Here is an 18,383-nt window from a genome sequence, read left to right as displayed (position 1 = left end):
CCCGGCTAGCGCGCCGCAGCCTTGCTTGCGTAAATGACTCCGCCGTCGTCGAGTCGGGCCTGATAAGGGTCCTGTCCGCCGAAATCATTGATGCTGATAAAGCTCAGATCCAGTGGCACCGCAGCGCTTTTGCCCCGCAACGGCAGGCTCAGGCTCTGATGAGGCGCAAGCATCTGGCGGTCCAGACTGGCCAGCTCGGTGCCGCGCTGACGAACCGAAACCCGCAGCATCGACACGTGATAAGGCCCTGGGTTTTCAACGGAAACCACATCACCTCCGGCCCAGCGCCAGCGCAGTTTTTCAGGTGCCTGCAACGGATCACTGCCCAGTCCCTGGGGCCGAAAAAACACTTTGATGCGCTGGCGTATTGCGATTTGCAGCGTGTTTTCTGCGGCGGTCTGAGGAATTTCCTGAACATTGAGCCACAGCACCGACTCGCGGTCGGTCGGCAGCCCGGCACCGGAATGGATGATGCGCAGCAACTGTTTGCTGCCACCGGCCATACGCGCCAGGGATGGCGTGACGATGAAAGGCAGATCCGGCGTAGCCTGTGCACTGGCTGCGCCGGGCGTCTCAAGCCAGGACTGCAGAAGGATTTCTCCGCCGCCGCTGTTCTGAACTCCGAGGCTCGCTTCCTTGTCGCCCCCCTGATAAATGACCCGCGTCGTATTCAGCACGATGCCTGCCTGAACGGAGGACATGGTCAATCCCATCGCAAGCAGCACGATGTAACGAAAAAAGTCGAGAAGCATACTGGGCACCCGCCTCTGATGAGCATGAAACAGGGCGAGCGAAGCCCGCCCTGTCAGGCCGTTACTCGTAATCCATTACGAACGGCATGAAGCCATCGGCGTTACCAGGGTTGGTCGGTGTGCCGTTGAGCACATAGACCGCGCCAAAGTTGATCTCGGCGGTTGCGCCACCGGCACCATCCTTGACCAGCGACGTGTCGATGGTTTCGCTGCCACTCAGGTCCATCAGCACACTGGAAGCATTGAGAAGACCGATACCGACACCGTCCGCCGCACCGGTGGTGCGCAACAGTTTCGAATCGTTATTGTCCAGTCCACTGCCGTTGCGTGCGGTGAACCGCATCTTCACCATGTTGTACTGATCGGCACCTGCACTGCAGTTGACCAGTAATTGAATAGGTGTGGCGGTTTCATATTTGGTTTCGCTGGAGAGGCCGATATCGGAAAACGAAACGTTGCCCAGATCGACATTGATCTCACTCGGATTATTACCGGCGCTCACGCCGGTGCCCGGCGCCACATCGCAAGAGATATTGGTGAGTGTGCCATTGAAGATCAGTTTGCCGTTGTTTGCCGCATTGGCGGTGCCCGCCAGACCCAAACTTATAGCGCCCATGACTGCCAGTGTCAGAGAAAGCTTTTTCATGCTAACTACCTTCCTTGTGTTATTTCGTGTGTGCCCATGTTCGGACGGCGAGCACTATAGGTCCCGAACTTTTTGACCGCTGTCAGGGGGATTACTTTGAATGAGCGGACACGACCACACGCCACGCAGGATGCATCTGTAGGAATAACCAGAATAACCGTACAGGCCACGGTTTCAGAGCGTTACAGGTAATACCCAAGCACATACATCAACCAAATGATTGCCGCAGGCATACTGAATAACAAAAAAGGGAAGTGCGCAGGAAAACTGCATTGTCGGACAATAACCTGTCGCCGCTGAAGAGGCGACAGGTTATTTGATAAGCGGCAGGGGAGTTTATTGATACGTCAGCGTTACCACGCCGGTACGTGCCGCCACCGTCGGCTGTCCGGCTGTCGATGAAACAGGCAAGGCAGGCAACTCCTGATAAACGGCGACAAAGGGAGCGCTGTTAGCGGCGCACGCATCTTTCACTGTACTGATCTGTATCGTAATGCCCGGCGAAACTGTCAGTGAACGCAGGTCCTTGTTGGCCGAGCCCGGTGCGGATGCCGACACTTCGCAACTCGAATTGACGACACTGCCATGGAAACTCAGGGTACCGTTACGCGCGAGCGAAAGACTGGAAGCCAGCAGCAACGGAATAAAAACAGTCGCCGCCCTACCGGAAGGCGTGGACAGGATTTGCAGAACGCTCTTGACGGCTGATGCCTTGCTGTTCATGCCACACCTCACGGATAAAATGCTTGATAACAGTTAAGTCGAAGAAGAATCAGAGAGCAGAAGTTAGCGCATGAAAATGTAGGATTTATCTGAGGACTCACTCATGATCCGATACGTCATCCCCTCTCTCGTTGTATCGCCCCGGAGCCGGATTTCTTGATCGGTGTTTCCTGACATTCCTGACAGCTGAAAGTCATTCTGCTGACCGTGTTTGCAGGCTATAAGTAACACTTGAAACTCGCTGCCTTCACTTTGACTCTTACGGCGCCTTCTTCGCATGCGTAAACAGACCCTGACCGTTACAGCCGTCGTCATCCTTGCAGTACTGATAGCGGTTGTCGCCTGGAGCCAGCTGCGCCCTGCCAAGGCCCACAAAAGCGCGCCAGCCGCCGTTCCGGTCAAAGTCGTGACCGTCGAGGTCGAAGACGTGCCGCGTTTCGTGACCGGCATTGGTTCAGTGCTGTCGCTGCAAAGCGTCGTGATTCGCCCGCAAGTGGACGGCATTCTGACCAGAGTGCTGGTCAAGGAAGGCCAGCAGGTCAAGGCCGGAGAGCTGCTGGCAACGCTGGACGACCGCTCGATCCGCGCGTCACTGGAGCAGGCCCGTGCGCAACTGGCGCAGAGCAAGGCGCAACTCGATGTTGCCCAGCTGGACCTCAAGCGCTATCGCCAGCTCACTGAAGACAACGGTATTTCGAAGCAGACCTACGACCAGCAACAGGCGCTGGTCCGGCAGCTCAGCGCCACAGCGCAGGGTAACGAAGCGAGCATCAATGCCGCGCAGGTCCAGCTTTCTCACACACAGATCCGCTCGCCGGTGAGCGGCCGGGTCGGCATTCGCAATGTCGACGAAGGCAACTTCATGCGGGTGACAGATGCAGCCGGCCTGTTTTCCGTCACCCAGATCGATCCGATTTCCGTGGAGTTCTCACTGCCGCAGCAGATGCTGCCCACCCTGCAAGGGCTGATCGCCGACCGCACGAGCGCGGTGGTCAAGGCCTATCAGGGTGACAGCGCCGCCAACGGCCTGTTGCTGGGCGAAGGCACGCTGTCGCTGATCGACAATCAGGTGTCGGCCACCACCGGGACGATCCGCGCCAAGGCGCAGTTCAACAACCCCGGTGAGCGGTTGTGGCCGGGACAACTGGTGACGGTGAAGATCCAGACCGGCATCGAACGCGATTCGCTGAAAGTTGCGCCTCAAGTCGTACAGCGCGGCATGGACCAGCATTTCGTCTACCGGGTCACGGCGGATAAAAAGGTCGAAGTGGTGCCCGTGAAAGTGCTGTACCAGGACAGTGAGCAAACCCTGATCAGCGGCCCGCAGGCGGGAGACACACTGGTCAGTGACGGGCAGTCCCGACTCAAGCCCGGCACCACCATCGAAGTGGTGAAGGGCGCGGCAGAGGAAGACCGCACCGCACAAGTGGAGCGCGCGCAATGAAAGGCCGGGGTTCGGTGTCCGCATGGTGCATCGACCATCCGGTCGCCACTCTGCTGTTGACCTTTGCGCTGGTGTTGTTGGGTGTCATCGCCTTTCCGCGCCTGCCGGTCGCGCCACTGCCGGAAGCGGAATTCCCCACGATCCAGGTCAGCGCCCAGCTTCCCGGTGCCAGTCCTGAAACCATGGCCTCGTCGGTCGCCACGCCCCTTGAAGTGCAGTTCAGTGCGATACCGGGCATGACGCAAATGACGTCCAGCAGTGCGCTGGGGTCAACCAACCTGACGCTGCAATTCACTCTGAACAAGAGCATCGACACGGCCGCGCAGGAAGTGCAGGCGGCGATCAATACCGCCGCCGGCCGCCTGCCGGCCGACATGCCCAATCTGCCGACCTGGCGCAAGGTCAACCCGGCCGACAGCCCGGTGCTGATCCTGAGTGTCAGCTCCAGCCTGATGCCGGGCACCGAACTGAGCGACGTGACCGAAACCATTCTGGCGCGACAGCTCAGCCAGGTCGAAGGTGTGGGTCAGGTGTTCATCACGGGTCAGCAGCGCCCGGCAATCCGCGTGCAGGCCGCGCCCGAGAAACTCGCCGCTCTGGGCCTGACCCTCGCCGACATCCGCCAGGCCGTGCAGCAGACCAGCCTGAACCTGGCCAAGGGCGCGCTGTACGGCAAGGACAGCATTTCGACCCTGTCCTCCAACGACCAACTGTTCAAGCCGCAGGACTACGCGCAACTGATCGTGTCGTACAAGGATGGCGCACCGGTGCACCTGAGTGATGTGGCGCGGGTGGTCAACGGTTCGGAAAACGCTTATGTGAAGGCATGGTCCGGCGACCAGCAAGGCGTGAACATCGCCATCTTCCGCCAGCCCGGCGCCAACATTGTCGACACGGTGGACCGCATTCAGCGCGAACTGCCGCGCCTGCAGGAAATGCTCCCCGCCGCTGTCGATGTGTCGGTGCTCAACGACCGGACGCGCACCATCCGCGCCTCGCTGCATGAAGTGGAGCTGACCCTGCTGATTGCTGTGCTGCTGGTGGTTGCCGTGATGGCGCTGTTCCTGCGTCAGCTCTCCGCGACGCTGATCGTCAGCGCCGTGCTGGGGGTGTCGCTGATCGCCAGTTTCGCGATGATGTACCTGCTGGGGTTCAGCCTGAATAACCTGACGCTGGTGGCAATTGTGGTCTCCGTGGGCTTCGTCGTGGACGACGCCATTGTGGTGGTGGAAAACATCCACCGGCATCTGGAAGCCGGACAAGGCATGCGCGAAGCGGCGATCAAAGGCTCGGGCGAAATCGGCTTTACGGTGGTCTCGATCAGCTTCTCGTTGATCGCAGCGTTCATTCCGCTGCTGTTCATGGGCGGCGTGGTCGGGCGTCTGTTCAAGGAGTTCGCCCTGACCGCCACGGCGACGATCCTGATTTCGGTGGTGGTTTCGCTGACCCTGGCGCCGACACTGGCTGCGTTGTTCATGCGTGCCCCGTCGCACGCCAAGCATTCCCGACCGGGCTTCGGCGAGCGCTTGCTCGCCACTTACGAGCGAGGCCTGCGCAAGGCTCTGGCGCACCAGCGGATCATGCTGGGCATATTCGGCCTGACACTGGCCCTGGCCGTGGTCGGCTACATCGTCATTCCCAAGGGCTTCTTTCCGGTACAGGACACCGCCTTCGCGCTGGGCACCACCGAGGCGGCGGCCGACATTTCCTACCCGGACATGGTGGAAAAACACCTCGCGCTGGCGAAGATTGTCGGTGCCGATCCTGCGGTCCTGGCGTTTTCCCACTCGGTCGGCGTGTCAGGCAGCAACCAGACCATCGCCAACGGGCGTTTCTGGATCTCGCTCAAGCCCCGCTCGGAGCGCGATGTGTCGGTCAGCGAGTTCATTGATCGCCTGCGTCCCAAGCTGGCCAAGGTGCCGGGCATCGTCCTGTACCTGCGTGCCGGACAGGACATCAACCTCAGTTCCGGCCCGAGCCGCAGCCAGTATCAGTACGTGCTCAAAAGCAACGACGGGCCGCTGCTCAATACCTGGACCCAGCGCCTGACCGAAAAGCTGCGAGAAAACCCCGCGTTCCGCGACCTGTCCAACGACCTGCAACTGGGCGGCAGCGTGACGCACATCGACATCGATCGCAGCGCAGCAGCACGTTTCGGGCTGACCACCGCAGACGTGGATCAGGCGCTCTACGACGCGTTCGGCCAGCGGCAGATCAGCGAATATCAGACGGAGGTCAATCAATACAAAGTGATCCTCGAACTCGATGCCCGGCAACGTGGCAAGGCGGAGAGTCTGGCGTACTTCTACCTGCGCTCGCCGCTGACCAACGAAATGGTGCCGCTCTCGGCACTGGCCAAGGTCGGCGCGCCGCAAATGGGGCCTTTGTCGATCAGCCACGACGGCATGTTCCCGGCCGCCAACCTGTCCTTCAACCTCGCCTCCGGGGTCGCACTCGGCGATGCCGTGCGCATGCTGGACGAGGCCAAGGCCGAGATCGGCATGCCGGCGTCGATCATCGGCAGCTTCCAGGGTGCGGCGCAGGCGTTCCAAAGCTCGCTGGCCAACCAGCCATGGCTGATCCTCGCGGCACTGGTGGCGGTTTACATCATTCTGGGTGTGCTGTACGAAAGCTTCGTGCACCCGCTGACCATCATTTCGACGCTGCCGTCGGCAGGCATCGGCGCGCTTCTGTTGCTGTGGATGATGGGGCAGGATTTCTCGATCATGGCGCTGATCGGCGTGGTGCTGCTGATCGGCATCGTCAAGAAGAACGGTATTCTGCTGGTGGATTTCGCCCTGCAGGCGCAGCGCGAGCAAGGGCTGACGCCACAGGAAGCGATTTACGAGGCCTGCATGACGCGCTTCCGGCCTATCATCATGACGACTCTGGCGGCATTGCTCGGCGCGCTGCCGCTGATGCTCGGCTTCGGCGTCGGTGCGGAGCTGCGCCAGCCTCTGGGTATCGCCGTGGTGGGCGGTCTGCTGGTGAGCCAGCTGTTGACGCTGTTCACCACCCCGGTCATTTACCTGCAACTGGAGCGGCTGTTCCACCGGCGTCATCCTGCGCCCGCGCCCGCACTGGCCATTCACGAGTGAGAGTCGCTTCATGCGCGTGCTGATCATCGAAGACGAAGAAAAAACCGCAGACTACCTGCGTCGGGGCCTGACCGAGCAGGGCTATGCCGTGGATGTCGCCCGAGACGGCATCGAAGGGCTGCACCTTGGGCTGGAAAACGATTACGCCGTCATGGTGCTCGACGTCATGCTGCCGGGGCTGGACGGGTTCGGCGTATTACGGGCGTTGCGGGCTCGCAAGCAGACACCGGTGATCATGCTCACTGCGCGCGAGCAGGTCGATGATCGAATTCGCGGGCTGCGTGAAGGCGCCGACGACTATCTGGGCAAGCCGTTCTCGTTTCTTGAACTGGTGGCGCGCCTGCAAGCGCTCACCCGGCGCAGCGGAGGTCATGAACCGGTGCAGATCAGCATCGCCGACCTGTGGATCGACCTGATCAGTCGCAAGGCGACCCGTGCCGGAGCGCGCCTGGAACTGACCGCCAAGGAGTTCTCCCTGCTGAGCGTGCTGGCCCGACGTCAAGGGGACATCCTGTCCAAGACCGCCATTGCCGAATTGGTCTGGGACATCAATTTCGACAGCGACACCAACGTCGTCGAGGTGGCAATCAAACGCCTGCGCGCCAAGCTTGACGGCCCGCATGAGCAGAAGTTGCTGCACACCATCCGCGGCATGGGCTACGTGCTGGAGAGCCGCAGTGCGGATTGACTCGATTGCCCTGCGGTTGGGCGGTCTTTTTGCGCTCGTGGCGCTGGGCGTTTTCCTGTTGATCGGCTGGGCGCTGTACCTGCAGGTCGACAGGAGTCTGGACCTGCTGCCCCGCGCTGAAGTGGATGCGCGCTACAGCGTGCTGGAGTCGGCGGTCAATCGTTACGGCACGCAGGAACACTGGGCCAAGATCAGGACCAAGCTCAACCTGCTGAGTGAAGAGGACAAGCGTCTGCGGTTCTGGGTCGTCAGCGATGATCCGCGCTTCGAGTTTGGCGAGCCCGACGCGGCCATTCGCCGGTTTGCCGGCGGGCCTCTGGGCATGCGCGACCTCAGGCTGGACGATCATCCCTTCGCGTTCAAAGTGCTGGTCAGCGAATTCGCCCCGAGGGATCAACGCCCTGCCCTGCGTTTTCTCACCGCCATCGACACCGAGACGTTCTGGCATGCGCAGCACTCGCTGCTGATCGCGCTGGTCAGCTTTGCTGCGCTGGGCATTCTGTTGGCATCAGCGCTGGGCTACTGGGTTGCGCGCATTGGCTTGCGCCCGCTGGCAACGCTGTCTCTTGAAGTGCAGAAACTCGCGCCGCCAAGGCTGTCAGGGCGTCTGCAACTGTCGCCATTGCCGCCCGAGCTCGAGCAGTTCGTGGCTTCGTTCAATTCAACCCTTGAGCGCGTCGAGCAGGCGTATTCGCGGCTGGAGTCGTTCAACGCCGATGTCGCCCACGAACTGCGCTCGCCGCTGACCAACCTGATCGGCCAGACTCAGGTCGCCCTGACCCGAGGCCGCTCGGCTGAGCATTATTTCGAAGTGCTGCAATCGAACCTCGAAGAACTCGAACGCCTGCGTTCGATCATCAACGACATGCTGTTTCTGGCCAGTGCCGATCAGGGCACCCGGGTTCAGGAGTTGACTCGGGCATCACTGGCCGGGGAAGTCGCCACTACGCTGGACTATCTGGATTTCATCCTCGAAGACGCACAGGTTCAGGTGCAGGTCGAAGGTGACGCCAGCGTGCCGATTGAAAAGGCCCACCTGCGCCGGGCACTGATCAACCTGCTGCACAATGCCGTACAGCACACCGAAGCTGGTGAACGCATTCAGGTGAGCATTCAAGCGCTGGAGAATCACGTCAGCATCGGCGTGGCCAATCCGGGCGCACCGATCCCGGAAGAACATCTTCCTCGGCTGTTCGAACGGTTCTATCGGGTCGATGCATCGCGCAGCAACAGCGGTGCCAACCACGGTCTGGGACTTGCCATTGTCAAAGCCATCGCCCTGATGCACGGCGGCTCGGTGTTCGTGAACAGCGACCGGGGCATCAATACATTCGGCATCCGTCTTCCGCACTGATTATCCGTTTGCCAAACTTAATATTGACGCTCGGTATTTGACGGTCTTGAATGGTTTAAAAAAACAGTCTTTATTCTTCAGGCGCGCTTATTAGAGCTGCAACAGGCGTGCTATATATGCTGGCCTTTACAAGACTGCCAATAAAGTTAATGACCCACATCGATTATCAAGAATCATTCGTTTGCAGGTAGTACCCACCAATGCCGTTGTCTGCATCCACACAAGCCGCGTCTTACAAGTGGTCCCGGTCAGAGCTCATGCTCATTTTCGGCAGCTCGCTGTCGGTCCTCTCGATTCTGACCATCGTGGCGTCACTGTTGGTGCGCGAACGCAGTGATACCGCGCTCTCCGCTGCACGTACCGCCTCCAATATGGTGCAGTTGATCGACGCTGACGTGATGCGCAACGCCGAACTCTATGACTCTTCCCTGCAAGGCATGATAAAGGCCTGGCAACGCCATGACCTGATGAGTCTCTCACCGGAATTGCGTCAGTTGGTACTGTTTGATCGTTCCACTGCCGCGCCCTACAAAGGTGATTTGGTCCTGCTCGACAATCGGGGAGAGATATTGGCAGACTCGTTATCGGTCATACCGCGCGACGATAACTTTTCGGACCGTTCCTATTTCAAGGAACATGCCACCGACCCGTCACTGGAGTTGCACGTCAGTCCGCCTTACAAGACCCGCTGGGGTTACAAGGATTGGTGCATCGGTTTCAGCCGAAGAATGTCAGGACCCCATGGCGAGTTCATGGGTATTGCCAGTGCTGCCATGCGTCTGGTGTATTTCAAACAGTTGTTCATGAGTCAGAAGCTGGGTAATGACAGCAGTATTAACCTGATCAATACCAAAGGTATTTTGATTGTTCGCCACCCCGACAGGGACGGGCAGGAATTGATCGGCAAGGACTTCAGCCAGACTGCCAACTTCCAGCGCATGCTCAAGGAGGGCGAAGGCAGCTTTTCTGCCTGGTCGACCCAGTTGAATGCACAGCGGTTCTACACCTTTTCGAGGGTCGGCAATCTGCCCTTGATTGTCGTGGTCGGCCAGTCCGAAGCAGAGGTGTACGCAGTCTGGCGGCGCAATGCCTGGCTGGTCGGCTCGGCCACCAGTGTGCTGTGTCTGGGGATACTGTGGCTGACAGGCCTGCTGTGCCGCGAATTACGCAGACGCCAGCGAGCCGAAGACCAACTGGCCTGCCTGGCGGCGACCGATGGCCTTACCGGGCTGGATAATCGACGCCAGCTCGACGCTGCGATGGAAACCGAATGGTCGCGTGCACACCGCTCGGGCAAGCCGCTGTCGATGCTGATGATCGACGTTGATCACTTCAAGGCATTCAACGAGCGCCATGGGCACCAGGGCGGCGATCAGGCGCTGCGCAAGGTGGCTCAGACCATTGCAGATAACATAAGGCGCCCGGGTGATATGGCGGCCCGCTACGGGGGCGAAGAGTTTGTCGTGGTGCTGCCGGAAACCGACAGCAACGGCGCGCTGATACTCGCTGAAAACGTACGCAAGGCCATCGAATCCATGCCGCCCTTCCCCGGCGATGAACAGCCAATCACGGTCAGCATTGGCGTTGCGTCGCAGATGGTTCATTCAGGTGACAAGCTGGCGGCGTTCTTCGGCATTGCCGACAAGGCGCTCTATCAGGCCAAGAACAATGGCCGTAACCGGGTCGAGTTGCGGGTGGCTGCGGCAAGTATTGCGGGTCTGGCCTGACGGATTGGAGGCATAAAAAAACGCCAGACTGGCTGGCGTTTTCTTAGTACCGCTGAGCTACCGGATTACGAGGCGGCGCGGGCTGCATCACGAAGTGCTTTGACTTCGTCGTGGTTCTTCAGAACGCCCTGATATTGCTTTTCGATAACAGCGATCACTGCCGGGGAAACGCCCTTCTCGCGGGATTTCTCCAGAGCCTTGCTGTAAGCTTTTTTGGCGACATCTTCGCCACGCTCTACTTCTTCCAGCACAGCCTTGTCATCGCTGCTGGTGAATGCAGTTTTCAGCTTGACCCATGCCTGGTGCAGGTCGGCCGATACGCTGGACGAATCTTCTGGCTTGCCGCCCAGTTGTTGTACGTGCTGCTGAAGCTCTCGCACTGCAGCGCCGACTTCAGTCGAACGACGTGCAAGGAAGGATTTCACCTGTGGGCTTTTCGCATTCTCTGCACTGGTCTTGAAACCTTCTTCGCCGTCAATGCTGTTTTCGATCAGGTCATTGAGGATAGAGATCGTTTCTTTGTTGATATCAGTCATTTGATAATTTCCTAATGGCAGGTTGATACGAAAGTTGCTTCTGCCTTGAATATTGCAGTCGTCATGCCAGCTTTTTTAAAAATTTTATTCGTTTAAAATCAATATCTTACGAAATTTTCACAAAATGATTATCGTGATTTCTGCATGAACCGCACCTTGCCTGCATGCAGAATGCACGTATCGTGTTGGTTCAAGCGAAACGACAGAAGGTCCCGTCCGTGAATCCTGAAAAACTCAAGCTGCTGGTCACCCAGGAAATGCCATTTGGCAAGTACAAGGGACGGCTGATCGCCGACCTGCCCGGCCATTACCTGAACTGGTTCGCCCGTGAGGGCTTTCCGAAGGGTGAACTGGGTGGCCTGCTGGCCCTGATGCAGGAGATCGATCACAACGGCCTCAGCGAGATACTGGACCCGATCCGCACTCGCCCGCGTCAGTCCTTCAAGGACCGCGGTGCTTGAGCGGAGGCAAAAAAAAACGGTGCGCCGGACCAGGGCACACCGCAAAGCCATACAACCAACAACTTCTTTGAACGGGGCCAGACGCCTGGCCTCGTATTGATGGTGCCCATCACGGGTGCGCATGCAGCACGTGAAGCTGCGTCATACCCGAGAGCGGACGCGGAGCGTCCTGGGCGGCATTCCCACGCGGAGCGTGGGAACGATCAGGGTGATATCGCGCTCGCCGATCATGCCCATGCTTGCGCTCAGCGTTATATCCAAGGCTTGCTGCAACCACGGACTACAGTGGGAGGCGGCTTGCCGGCGATGCGTTTTCCGAAGCGCCACGTGGGTGACTGAACTGACGCTATCGCCGGCAAGCCGCCTCCCACGGGGTATGTGTCGAGTCAGGCACTTTCGTCTTGGCGCCGTTTTACGCGTCTTCCAGACTTACTCAGTCAAACAACGCCAACGCCTGCGCGGTCGCTTCCTGAATACGACCCCAGTCGCCATTCTTGACCCAGGCGTTGTCGATCATCCAGGTACCGCCAACGCACATGACGTTTGGCAGGGCCATGTAGTTCTTCAGGTTCTGTTCGTTGACACCGCCGGTTGGGCAGAAGCGCACTTCGTTGAACGGGCCGCCCAGGGCCTTGATCGCCGCTACCCCACCGCTGATTTCAGCCGGGAACAGCTTGAATCGGCGATAGCCCATGGCGTAGCCGATCATGATTTCCGAGGCACTGCTGACACCTGGCAGCAACGGCAGCGGGCTGTCGACGGCGGCCTGCAGCAGATCCTGCGTGCTGCCGGGGGTGACGATGAACTGCGAACCTGCGGCTTCGGCATCGGCCAGCATCTTGCGATCCAGGATCGTGCCTGCGCCCACGCACAATTCCGGGCGCTGTTCACGCAGGATGCGGATCGCGCTCAGGCCGAACGCCGAACGCAGGGTGACTTCCAGAGCGGTCATGCCGCCAGCGGCGAGAGCGTCGGCCAGTGGCAGAACATCCTCGTCGCGGGCGATGGTAATGACCGGCAGAATCTTCGCTTTCGCGCAGAGCTCATCGATCTGGGCAATCTTGTTCGCCATGCTGAGCGGCTGATTATTTTCGTTCTGTGTCATGGCGACGTTTCCTTTGCTTATGGGCACCAGTAAATCTCAAGAGACGGTTCTAGAAAGGCACGGACCGGCATTTCGGCGAGATCATCGCCCGCCAGCGCCGCGCGCAGCGTATCGAGTTTGGCCTGCCCGGAAACCGACAGGATCGGTCGCTTCGCCGACGCCAACAGGCGACGGGTCAGGGTCAGGCGCTGATGCGGCACGCTGGGTGCCAGCATCGGCAGGCAACGGCGCTCGCCATCCAGGCTCAAGGCCTCGGTCAGGTTCGGGCTGTTGGGGAACAGCGACGCGGTGTGACCGTCATCGCCCATGCCCAGAATAAGTACATCAATGGGCGGCAACTCGGCCAGCGCCTTGTCGGCCGTCAGCGCGGCCTCCTCAACGCTGCCCGCAACGTTGTACAGACCGAGGAATTTCGCCTTGGCCGCAGGGCCTTGCAGCAGATGACGCTGCAACAGACCCGCGTTGCTGTCGGCATGCTCGGTCGGCACAAAGCGCTCGTCAGCCAGGCTGACGACTACCTTGCTCCAGTCCAGCGGCTGTTGCGCCAGGCTCTGGAAAAACGCTACCGGACTGCGGCCGCCGGAGACCACCAGAGTCGCCAGGCCGTTCTCGCCAATGGCCGCTTTCAGTTGACTCGCCACATTCGCAGCCAGCGCGTCGGCCAGTTGCTGCGGGTTGTCGAATTCACGTGCTACCAGCCCTGCTGGCAGCTCAAGGTCACATATCGCCATACCAGGATCTCCCGTCGCGAGTAATCAGAGCAATGGAGCTCATCGGCCCCCAGGATCCGGCCGCATAAGGCTTGGGCGCATCGCCCGCCTTCTTCCAGCCTGCGATCAACTGATCACACCATTGCCACGCGTACTCGATTTCATCTTTGCGGACAAACAGGTTCTGATTGCCACGCATGACTTCCAGCAACAACCGCTCATAGGCGTCGGGGACTCGAGCGCTGCGGTAAGTGTCGGAAAAATTCAGTTGCAGAGGACCGCTGCGCAGTTGCATGCCCTTGTCCAGGCCCTGATCCTTGGTCATCACCTGCAGGGAAATGCCTTCATCCGGCTGCAGGCGGATGATCAGCCGGTTGCTGATCTGCAAGCGCTGCTCAGGGGCGAAGATGTAGTGCGGCGGCTCTTTGAAGTGGATCACGATCTGCGACAGTTTCTGCGGCATGCGTTTGCCGGTGCGCAGGTAAAACGGCGTGCCCGACCAGCGCCAGTTGCGGATGTCGGCCCGCAAGGCGACGAAGGTTTCGGTGTCGCTCTGGGTGTTGGAGTTTTCTTCTTCCAGGTAACCGGGCACCGCCTTGCCTTCGCTGTAGCCGCCGGTGTACTGACCGCGCACCACCTGGGTCGCGAGACGCTCGGGCGTGAACGGCGCCAGCGCCTTGAGCACCTTGACCTTCTCGTCACGAATACTGTCAGCCGACAGGTCGCTCGGCGGGTCCATCGCAATCAGGCAGAGCAGTTGCAACAGGTGGTTCTGGATCATGTCGCGCAGCTGGCCGGCCTGATCGAAGTAACCCCAGCGGCCCTCGATACCGACCTTCTCGGCCACAGTGATTTCCACGTGGGAAATATGATTCTGGTTCCACTGGGTTTCGAACAGGCTGTTGGCGAAACGCAAGGCAATGAGGTTCTGTACCGTGTCCTTGCCCAGATAGTGGTCGATGCGATAAACGCGGTTTTCCGGGAAGAACTGCGCGACGGCATCGTTGACGCGACGCGAGGACGCAAGGTCGTGGCCGATCGGCTTTTCCAGCACCGCGCGGGTGCGGTCTGCCAGATTGACCGAGGCTAGGTTCTCGCAGATCGCGCCATACACCGATGCGGGTGTGGCGAAGTAGGCGATCAGGGTTTCTGCGTCACCCACGCGCTCGGCCAGTGCAACGTAATCCTCGGCCTTGAGGAAATCGACGTGCAGGTAGCTCAGGCGTCCCAGGAAGCGGGAAACGTGTTCGTCTTCAAGCTGCGCCTCGGAAATGAAGCGACGCATGGATTGTTCGATGTAGGCCAGATGCGACGGTGCGTCGCCCGGCTCTCGCGCCAGCGCAAGAATTTTTGTGTCTTCATGCAGGAGTCCAGCGCGATCAAGCTGATAAAGAGCCGGGAACAGCTTGCGAACTGCCAGGTCCCCCAAGGCACCAAACAGGGCAAATGTGCACGGTTCAACCGTAATCAAGGGCATAATGTTGGTTCTTTTATCAAGTTAGGCTACAAATACCTTTTTTAAAGGCGTTACTCAAGGCCATATGTAGTAATAACCACAACATTCTGCCTAAAAGCATATTCCAGTGGTGATCAACACAGGCCCTCAGTACGATAGGCCACCTTTGCTACAGGCTAAAGGGCTAATAAAAGCTCGAGCGAAAACCGTTGGTGAATCAGCCCCGACAAGGATTTTGAATGGACCGCATTAGAAACCTCCTGGAGCAAATCCAGGGCCGACTCGATGAGCTGAACAAGGCCGAACGCAAGGTGGCCGAAGTGATTCTGCTCAACCCGCAGATGGCGACGCGACTGAGTATCGCCGCGCTGGCGCAGGCTGCGAAAGTCAGCGAACCGACCGTCAATCGTTTCTGCCGCTCGTTCAATGTCAGTGGTTACCCGGAGCTCAAGCTGCAACTGGCCCAGAGCCTGGCCAGCGGCGCGGCTTACGTCAGCCGTGCGGTCGAAGCCGATGACAATCCCGAGGCTTACACGCAGAAGATTTTCGGCAGCGCCATCGCGTCGCTGGACAGCGCCTGCCAGCAACTGGACCCGACACTGATCAGCAAGTCGGTGGACATGCTGATCCAGGCGCGCCAGATCCATTTCTTCGGTCTGGGGGCTTCGGCGCCTGTCGCGCTCGACGCGCAGCACAAATTTTTCCGCTTCAATCTGGCGGTGACGGCACATGCCGACGTGCTGATGCAGCGCATGATTGCGTCGGTGGCGCACACCGGTGAGCTGTTCGTGATCATTTCCTACACCGGCCGCACCCGCGAACTGGTGGAAGTCGCGCGCATCGCACGGGCCAACGGTGCTTCGGTACTGGGCCTGACCGCCGCAGGGTCGCCACTGGCCCAGGCCAGCACCGTCAGCCTGAACATCCCGCTGCCGGAAGACACCGACATTTACATGCCGATGACCTCAAGGATCATTCAGCTCACCGTTCTGGACGTGCTGGCGACCGGCATGACCCTGCGCCGTGGCGTGGACTTCCAGCCGCACCTGCGCAAGATCAAGGAAAGCCTCAACGACAGCCGCTATCCGGTCGAGGATCAGGGCTGAGCGTCAGCCCGAGAGAGGACGCGGAGCGTCCCGAGAGGCATTCCCACGCGGAGCGTGAGGAACGATCAACCCTCACCGTGCAGTGATCGTGCTCATCGCTCTGCGTCACATTCGCAAGCGAACGCTCAATACGCCAACTGCGCCTGTAGCTTGAGCTGCGCGTGTTGCCCCGGCGCGAGGCTGAAGCTTTCGCCGCTGCCTGATGCCGCTTCCACCCGAACGAAGCCTGCGGTTTCGCTGCCACACACGCCCAGCAATGGACGGCTACCGGGGTGCCAGACGACGGTATTGGTGCTGTCGCCAGTGTCGATGTTCAACTGTCGCGCCCAGGCCGGGTCCTGAAGCTGTAACGCGCCCTCGTGCTCGAAGACTCGCTGGCAGCCGCCTGCCACCCGCAGCGCTCCGTGTTGCTGGCACGCCTGGCGACTCAGTTCGTCATAGCCCGGCGCACCGTCCAGACCTTGCAGCGCCACCTCGGCGACGTCGCTGATGCGCCAATACGCGTGCAGTGCATGACTGAAATGACACGGCTCGCTGTCTTCATGGCAAGTGCTCAGGCTCAGTTCCATGCCCTGCCCCAGTTCGGCATGCAGGTCGGCCTGCCAGTCGCAGAGCTGCAAGCGCCAATGCAGGCTCACGCCCGCCTCGCTTTCGCTGCTGTCGATCAGTTTCCAGTCCAGCAGGCGGCCCCAGCCATGGGCCGGCCAGCCGTTCTCACCGGGATGTCGCCCGTACCAGGGCCAGCAAACCGGCACTCCGCCACGAATCGCCCCTACTTGCGGCCATTGCGCCGCGCACCAGAGCCAGGGCTTCTGGTCGCGGGGCTGAAAGTGCAACAACTGCGCGCCCTGCCGACTGAACACCGCCTGACACTGCGGATGGTCGATCACCAGCACATCGCGCAACTGGTGGCGCTCCCACTCGAACGTCGGCCGGGCGCGCCGGGATCGGAAGAAGCGTTGCAGGGGATGCTCGGAAATCTGCGCGTCGTCGGAAGTCATCGCCAGTCGCGTCCTGAAAAAAAGGGGAATTCAAGCCAATAAAAAACGGGCAGCCAGGCTGCCCGCAAAGCACACACGACCCTTGATCGCTCTATGCGTCATTCATGATTCATGTCAGCTCTGAATCAGAACTTCGACTGAATCTTCAGACCTGCCACGATGGCATCGTCAACCTTGTCAACACCGCCCGGGTGCTTGACGTACTGCAGGTTGGGACGCACGGTCAGCCAGTTGGTGACGTGGAAGCCGTAGTAGATCTCGGAGTTGTATTCGGTCTGCTGCACTGGCAGGAAGCCCGGATTGTCGTAGTCGTTGATGTTGTTGATCTGGTTCTGCAGACGGCGGCGATCCTGAACATCATCGTTTACGTGGATACGGGCGAAACCGATGCCGATGTCATCCTTCGGACGGGAATCGAACGGACCTTTATAGGTGAAACCGATCTGCTGGTAGTTGTCGACAAAGTTGGTTTCCTTGTCGTGCACGGTGGCGTTGGCGAAGATGCTCAGACCACGCGAGGCATCGCCATTGTGTGCAGTCAGCTGTTGCTGAGCGACGACCCACCAGCCTTTCTTGCTGTCATGCGACTTGAATGCAGCGCCAGTAACAGCCTGTGGCTGACCGTTGACGTCTTCATAAACGTCGTCGGCATTCGGCGTGCTCTTGTAGAAGCCGACACGGTACTCACCCGGCAACGAATTGACGGTAGGTGTCCAGACCAGTTCCACCGGCAGGATCATGCCTTTTGTGCCGCTGCCGCTGAGCTTGAAGCCGTTGCCGGTTTCCAGGTTCGACGGGTTCTGCTCGTACACGCCGACCTGCGCATACACTTCAGGCGTGATGTTGTACTTCACGCGCAAGGCCCACTGGCTGATTGGCCAGTTGTACCAGGTGTTCACGTAGTTACCGACCTGCGAGCCGCAGAACGACAGGTTCTGGAAATCGCACGGGAAGCTGTTGAAGTCTTCGCCCGGTCCGAAACGACCGACCTTGACGTCCAGCGCGCCGTCGAAGTATTTCTGCTTGACCCACATTTGCGTCAGACGCCAGGTCTGACCACGACCCCAGACTTCCTGCGAGGAGCTGAGGGTGCCGGCGCGAGGATCGCCGATGCGGTCGTTGGAGATGTTGCGGCCACTACGCTCGGTGATCGCCAGCTTGAATTCAGCGTCGTTCCAGCCCAGCACCTTCTCCAGATCGACCTTCATGCCCAGCGCGAACTGATCGCTGTAACGGCCGGTCTTGTCATCGTTGTAGCCGCCCTTGATGTTGCTGGCCATCTCGGACACGTATTCCAGCGAGAAGTCGTAACCCTTGTCGAGCAGCTCGGTACGTTTTCCGCCCCAGTCACCGGTCATCCATGGTGAGTCGTAGGAAAACGCATCTGCCGCATGAGCGCTACCTGCCAGGCTCATTGCACCAATAACGGACAGCTTGCCTACCAACTGCAGCCGGGAATGCGATTTAGCCTTGTTGATCTTCTTCATCCCATCAATCCTCGTTTTATTGTTATTAGCTTTGGTTTACGTCTTACATCACTGCTTGGTGTTCGCTGGTGGGTCGCTTGCCTGAGCGA

Annotated in this window: 16 protein-coding genes; 7 read left to right on the top strand and 9 right to left on the bottom strand. The window is 59.6% G+C overall.

Features of this window, described 5'->3' with window-relative positions:
• Nucleotides 1–5 precede the first annotated feature (5 nt).
• The 3 genes from AO065_RS06925 to AO065_RS06915 form a co-directional block, all read right to left on the bottom strand.
• Nucleotides 6–752, bottom strand: a complete 747-nt coding sequence (locus AO065_RS06925) for a fimbrial biogenesis chaperone (protein WP_004878603.1) — start codon at nt 750–752, stop codon at nt 6–8.
• 61 nt (nt 753–813) lie between these two features.
• Nucleotides 814–1,398: a fimbrial protein gene (locus tag AO065_RS06920; RefSeq protein WP_004878601.1), complete on the bottom strand. Its 585-nt coding sequence runs from the start codon at nt 1,396–1,398 to the stop codon at nt 814–816.
• 336 nt (nt 1,399–1,734) lie between these two features.
• Nucleotides 1,735–2,121 (bottom strand): hypothetical protein, encoded by a 387-nt coding sequence (locus tag AO065_RS06915; RefSeq protein ID WP_004878598.1) that lies wholly within the window; start codon nt 2,119–2,121, stop codon nt 1,735–1,737.
• 277 nt (nt 2,122–2,398) lie between these two features.
• Between AO065_RS06915 and AO065_RS06905 the strand changes: the two genes are divergently transcribed.
• From AO065_RS06905 to AO065_RS06885, 5 genes are all read left to right on the top strand, one after another.
• A complete protein-coding gene (locus AO065_RS06905; protein ID WP_004878593.1) occupies nt 2,399–3,565 on the top strand; it encodes an efflux RND transporter periplasmic adaptor subunit in 1,167 nt (388 codons plus the stop codon).
• Nucleotides 3,562–6,663, top strand: coding sequence for a multidrug efflux RND transporter permease subunit (locus AO065_RS06900; RefSeq protein WP_004878592.1), 3,102 nt, complete (start codon nt 3,562–3,564; stop codon nt 6,661–6,663). Before AO065_RS06905 ends, AO065_RS06900 begins: the two co-directional genes overlap by 4 nt.
• Before the next feature lie 10 nt (nt 6,664–6,673).
• Complete coding sequence (locus AO065_RS06895) at nt 6,674–7,351, top strand: heavy metal response regulator transcription factor (protein WP_004878591.1); 678 nt, start codon at nt 6,674–6,676, stop codon at nt 7,349–7,351.
• Complete coding sequence (locus tag AO065_RS06890) at nt 7,341–8,705, top strand: heavy metal sensor histidine kinase (protein ID WP_004878588.1); 1,365 nt, start codon at nt 7,341–7,343, stop codon at nt 8,703–8,705. Before AO065_RS06895 ends, AO065_RS06890 begins: the two co-directional genes overlap by 11 nt.
• Before the next feature lie 200 nt (nt 8,706–8,905).
• Nucleotides 8,906–10,432, top strand: a complete 1,527-nt coding sequence (locus AO065_RS06885) for a sensor domain-containing diguanylate cyclase (RefSeq protein ID WP_032650100.1) — start codon at nt 8,906–8,908, stop codon at nt 10,430–10,432.
• Nucleotides 10,433–10,497: 65 nt separating this feature from the next.
• Here the strand turns inward: AO065_RS06885 and AO065_RS06880 are convergent, their stop codons facing one another.
• A complete protein-coding gene (locus tag AO065_RS06880) occupies nt 10,498–10,968 on the bottom strand; it encodes a PA2169 family four-helix-bundle protein (protein WP_004878584.1) in 471 nt (156 codons plus the stop codon).
• A 218-nt stretch (nt 10,969–11,186) separates the two neighbouring features.
• Here AO065_RS06880 and AO065_RS06875 point away from each other — a divergent pair, with 218 nt between their 5' ends.
• Complete coding sequence (locus AO065_RS06875; protein WP_073163482.1) at nt 11,187–11,429, top strand: DUF3820 family protein; 243 nt, start codon at nt 11,187–11,189, stop codon at nt 11,427–11,429.
• A gap of 433 nt (nt 11,430–11,862) precedes the next feature.
• Here AO065_RS06875 and AO065_RS06870 read toward each other — a convergent pair whose 3' ends face one another.
• The 3 genes from AO065_RS06870 to zwf are packed head-to-tail and all read right to left on the bottom strand — an operon-like array spanning nt 11,863 to nt 14,721.
• Nucleotides 11,863–12,534, bottom strand: a complete 672-nt coding sequence (locus AO065_RS06870; protein ID WP_004878580.1) for a bifunctional 4-hydroxy-2-oxoglutarate aldolase/2-dehydro-3-deoxy-phosphogluconate aldolase — start codon at nt 12,532–12,534, stop codon at nt 11,863–11,865.
• Between the two features lie 17 nt (nt 12,535–12,551).
• A complete protein-coding gene (gene pgl / locus AO065_RS06865) occupies nt 12,552–13,265 on the bottom strand; it encodes a 6-phosphogluconolactonase (RefSeq protein WP_004878579.1) in 714 nt (237 codons plus the stop codon).
• Entirely contained in the window at nt 13,252–14,721 is a 1,470-nt protein-coding gene (gene zwf, locus AO065_RS06860) for a glucose-6-phosphate dehydrogenase (protein WP_004878578.1), read from the bottom strand. Before zwf ends, pgl begins: the two co-directional genes overlap by 14 nt.
• A 227-nt stretch (nt 14,722–14,948) precedes the next feature.
• Here zwf and AO065_RS06855 point away from each other — a divergent pair, with 227 nt between their 5' ends.
• Nucleotides 14,949–15,806, top strand: coding sequence for a MurR/RpiR family transcriptional regulator (locus tag AO065_RS06855; protein ID WP_170969002.1), 858 nt, complete (start codon nt 14,949–14,951; stop codon nt 15,804–15,806).
• Nucleotides 15,807–15,931: 125 nt separating this feature from the next.
• Here AO065_RS06855 and AO065_RS06850 read toward each other — a convergent pair whose 3' ends face one another.
• Together AO065_RS06850 and AO065_RS06845 are read right to left on the bottom strand one after the other, a co-directional pair.
• Complete coding sequence (locus tag AO065_RS06850) at nt 15,932–16,807, bottom strand: D-hexose-6-phosphate mutarotase (protein WP_004878573.1); 876 nt, start codon at nt 16,805–16,807, stop codon at nt 15,932–15,934.
• Nucleotides 16,808–16,932: 125 nt separating this feature from the next.
• Complete coding sequence (locus AO065_RS06845; RefSeq protein WP_004878571.1) at nt 16,933–18,294, bottom strand: carbohydrate porin; 1,362 nt, start codon at nt 18,292–18,294, stop codon at nt 16,933–16,935.
• Nucleotides 18,295–18,383: the final 89 nt, after the last annotated feature.

Source organism: Pseudomonas viridiflava (assembly GCF_001642795.1).
GTDB lineage: Bacteria > Pseudomonadota > Gammaproteobacteria > Pseudomonadales > Pseudomonadaceae > Aquipseudomonas > Aquipseudomonas viridiflava.
The sequence above is the reverse complement of the archived record's forward strand: the minus strand, read 5'-3'. Positions and strand labels throughout refer to the sequence as shown.

Coding starts and splice junctions, on each gene's coding strand:
- AO065_RS06850 (WP_004878573.1), bottom strand. CDS start 16,807: ATGACTTCCGACGACGCGCAGATTTCCGAGCATCCCCTGCAACGCTTC.
- AO065_RS06885 (WP_032650100.1), top strand. CDS start 8,906: ATGCCGTTGTCTGCATCCACACAAGCCGCGTCTTACAAGTGGTCCCGG.
- AO065_RS06870 (WP_004878580.1), bottom strand. CDS start 12,534: ATGACACAGAACGAAAATAATCAGCCGCTCAGCATGGCGAACAAGATT.
- AO065_RS06925 (WP_004878603.1), bottom strand. CDS start 752: ATGCTTCTCGACTTTTTTCGTTACATCGTGCTGCTTGCGATGGGATTG.
- AO065_RS06845 (WP_004878571.1), bottom strand. CDS start 18,294: ATGAAGAAGATCAACAAGGCTAAATCGCATTCCCGGCTGCAGTTGGTA.
- AO065_RS06900 (WP_004878592.1), top strand. CDS start 3,562: ATGAAAGGCCGGGGTTCGGTGTCCGCATGGTGCATCGACCATCCGGTC.
- AO065_RS06905 (WP_004878593.1), top strand. CDS start 2,399: ATGCGTAAACAGACCCTGACCGTTACAGCCGTCGTCATCCTTGCAGTA.
- zwf (WP_004878578.1), bottom strand. CDS start 14,721: ATGCCCTTGATTACGGTTGAACCGTGCACATTTGCCCTGTTTGGTGCC.
- pgl (WP_004878579.1), bottom strand. CDS start 13,265: ATGGCGATATGTGACCTTGAGCTGCCAGCAGGGCTGGTAGCACGTGAA.
- AO065_RS06895 (WP_004878591.1), top strand. CDS start 6,674: ATGCGCGTGCTGATCATCGAAGACGAAGAAAAAACCGCAGACTACCTG.
- AO065_RS06915 (WP_004878598.1), bottom strand. CDS start 2,121: ATGAACAGCAAGGCATCAGCCGTCAAGAGCGTTCTGCAAATCCTGTCC.
- AO065_RS06880 (WP_004878584.1), bottom strand. CDS start 10,968: ATGACTGATATCAACAAAGAAACGATCTCTATCCTCAATGACCTGATC.
- AO065_RS06920 (WP_004878601.1), bottom strand. CDS start 1,398: ATGAAAAAGCTTTCTCTGACACTGGCAGTCATGGGCGCTATAAGTTTG.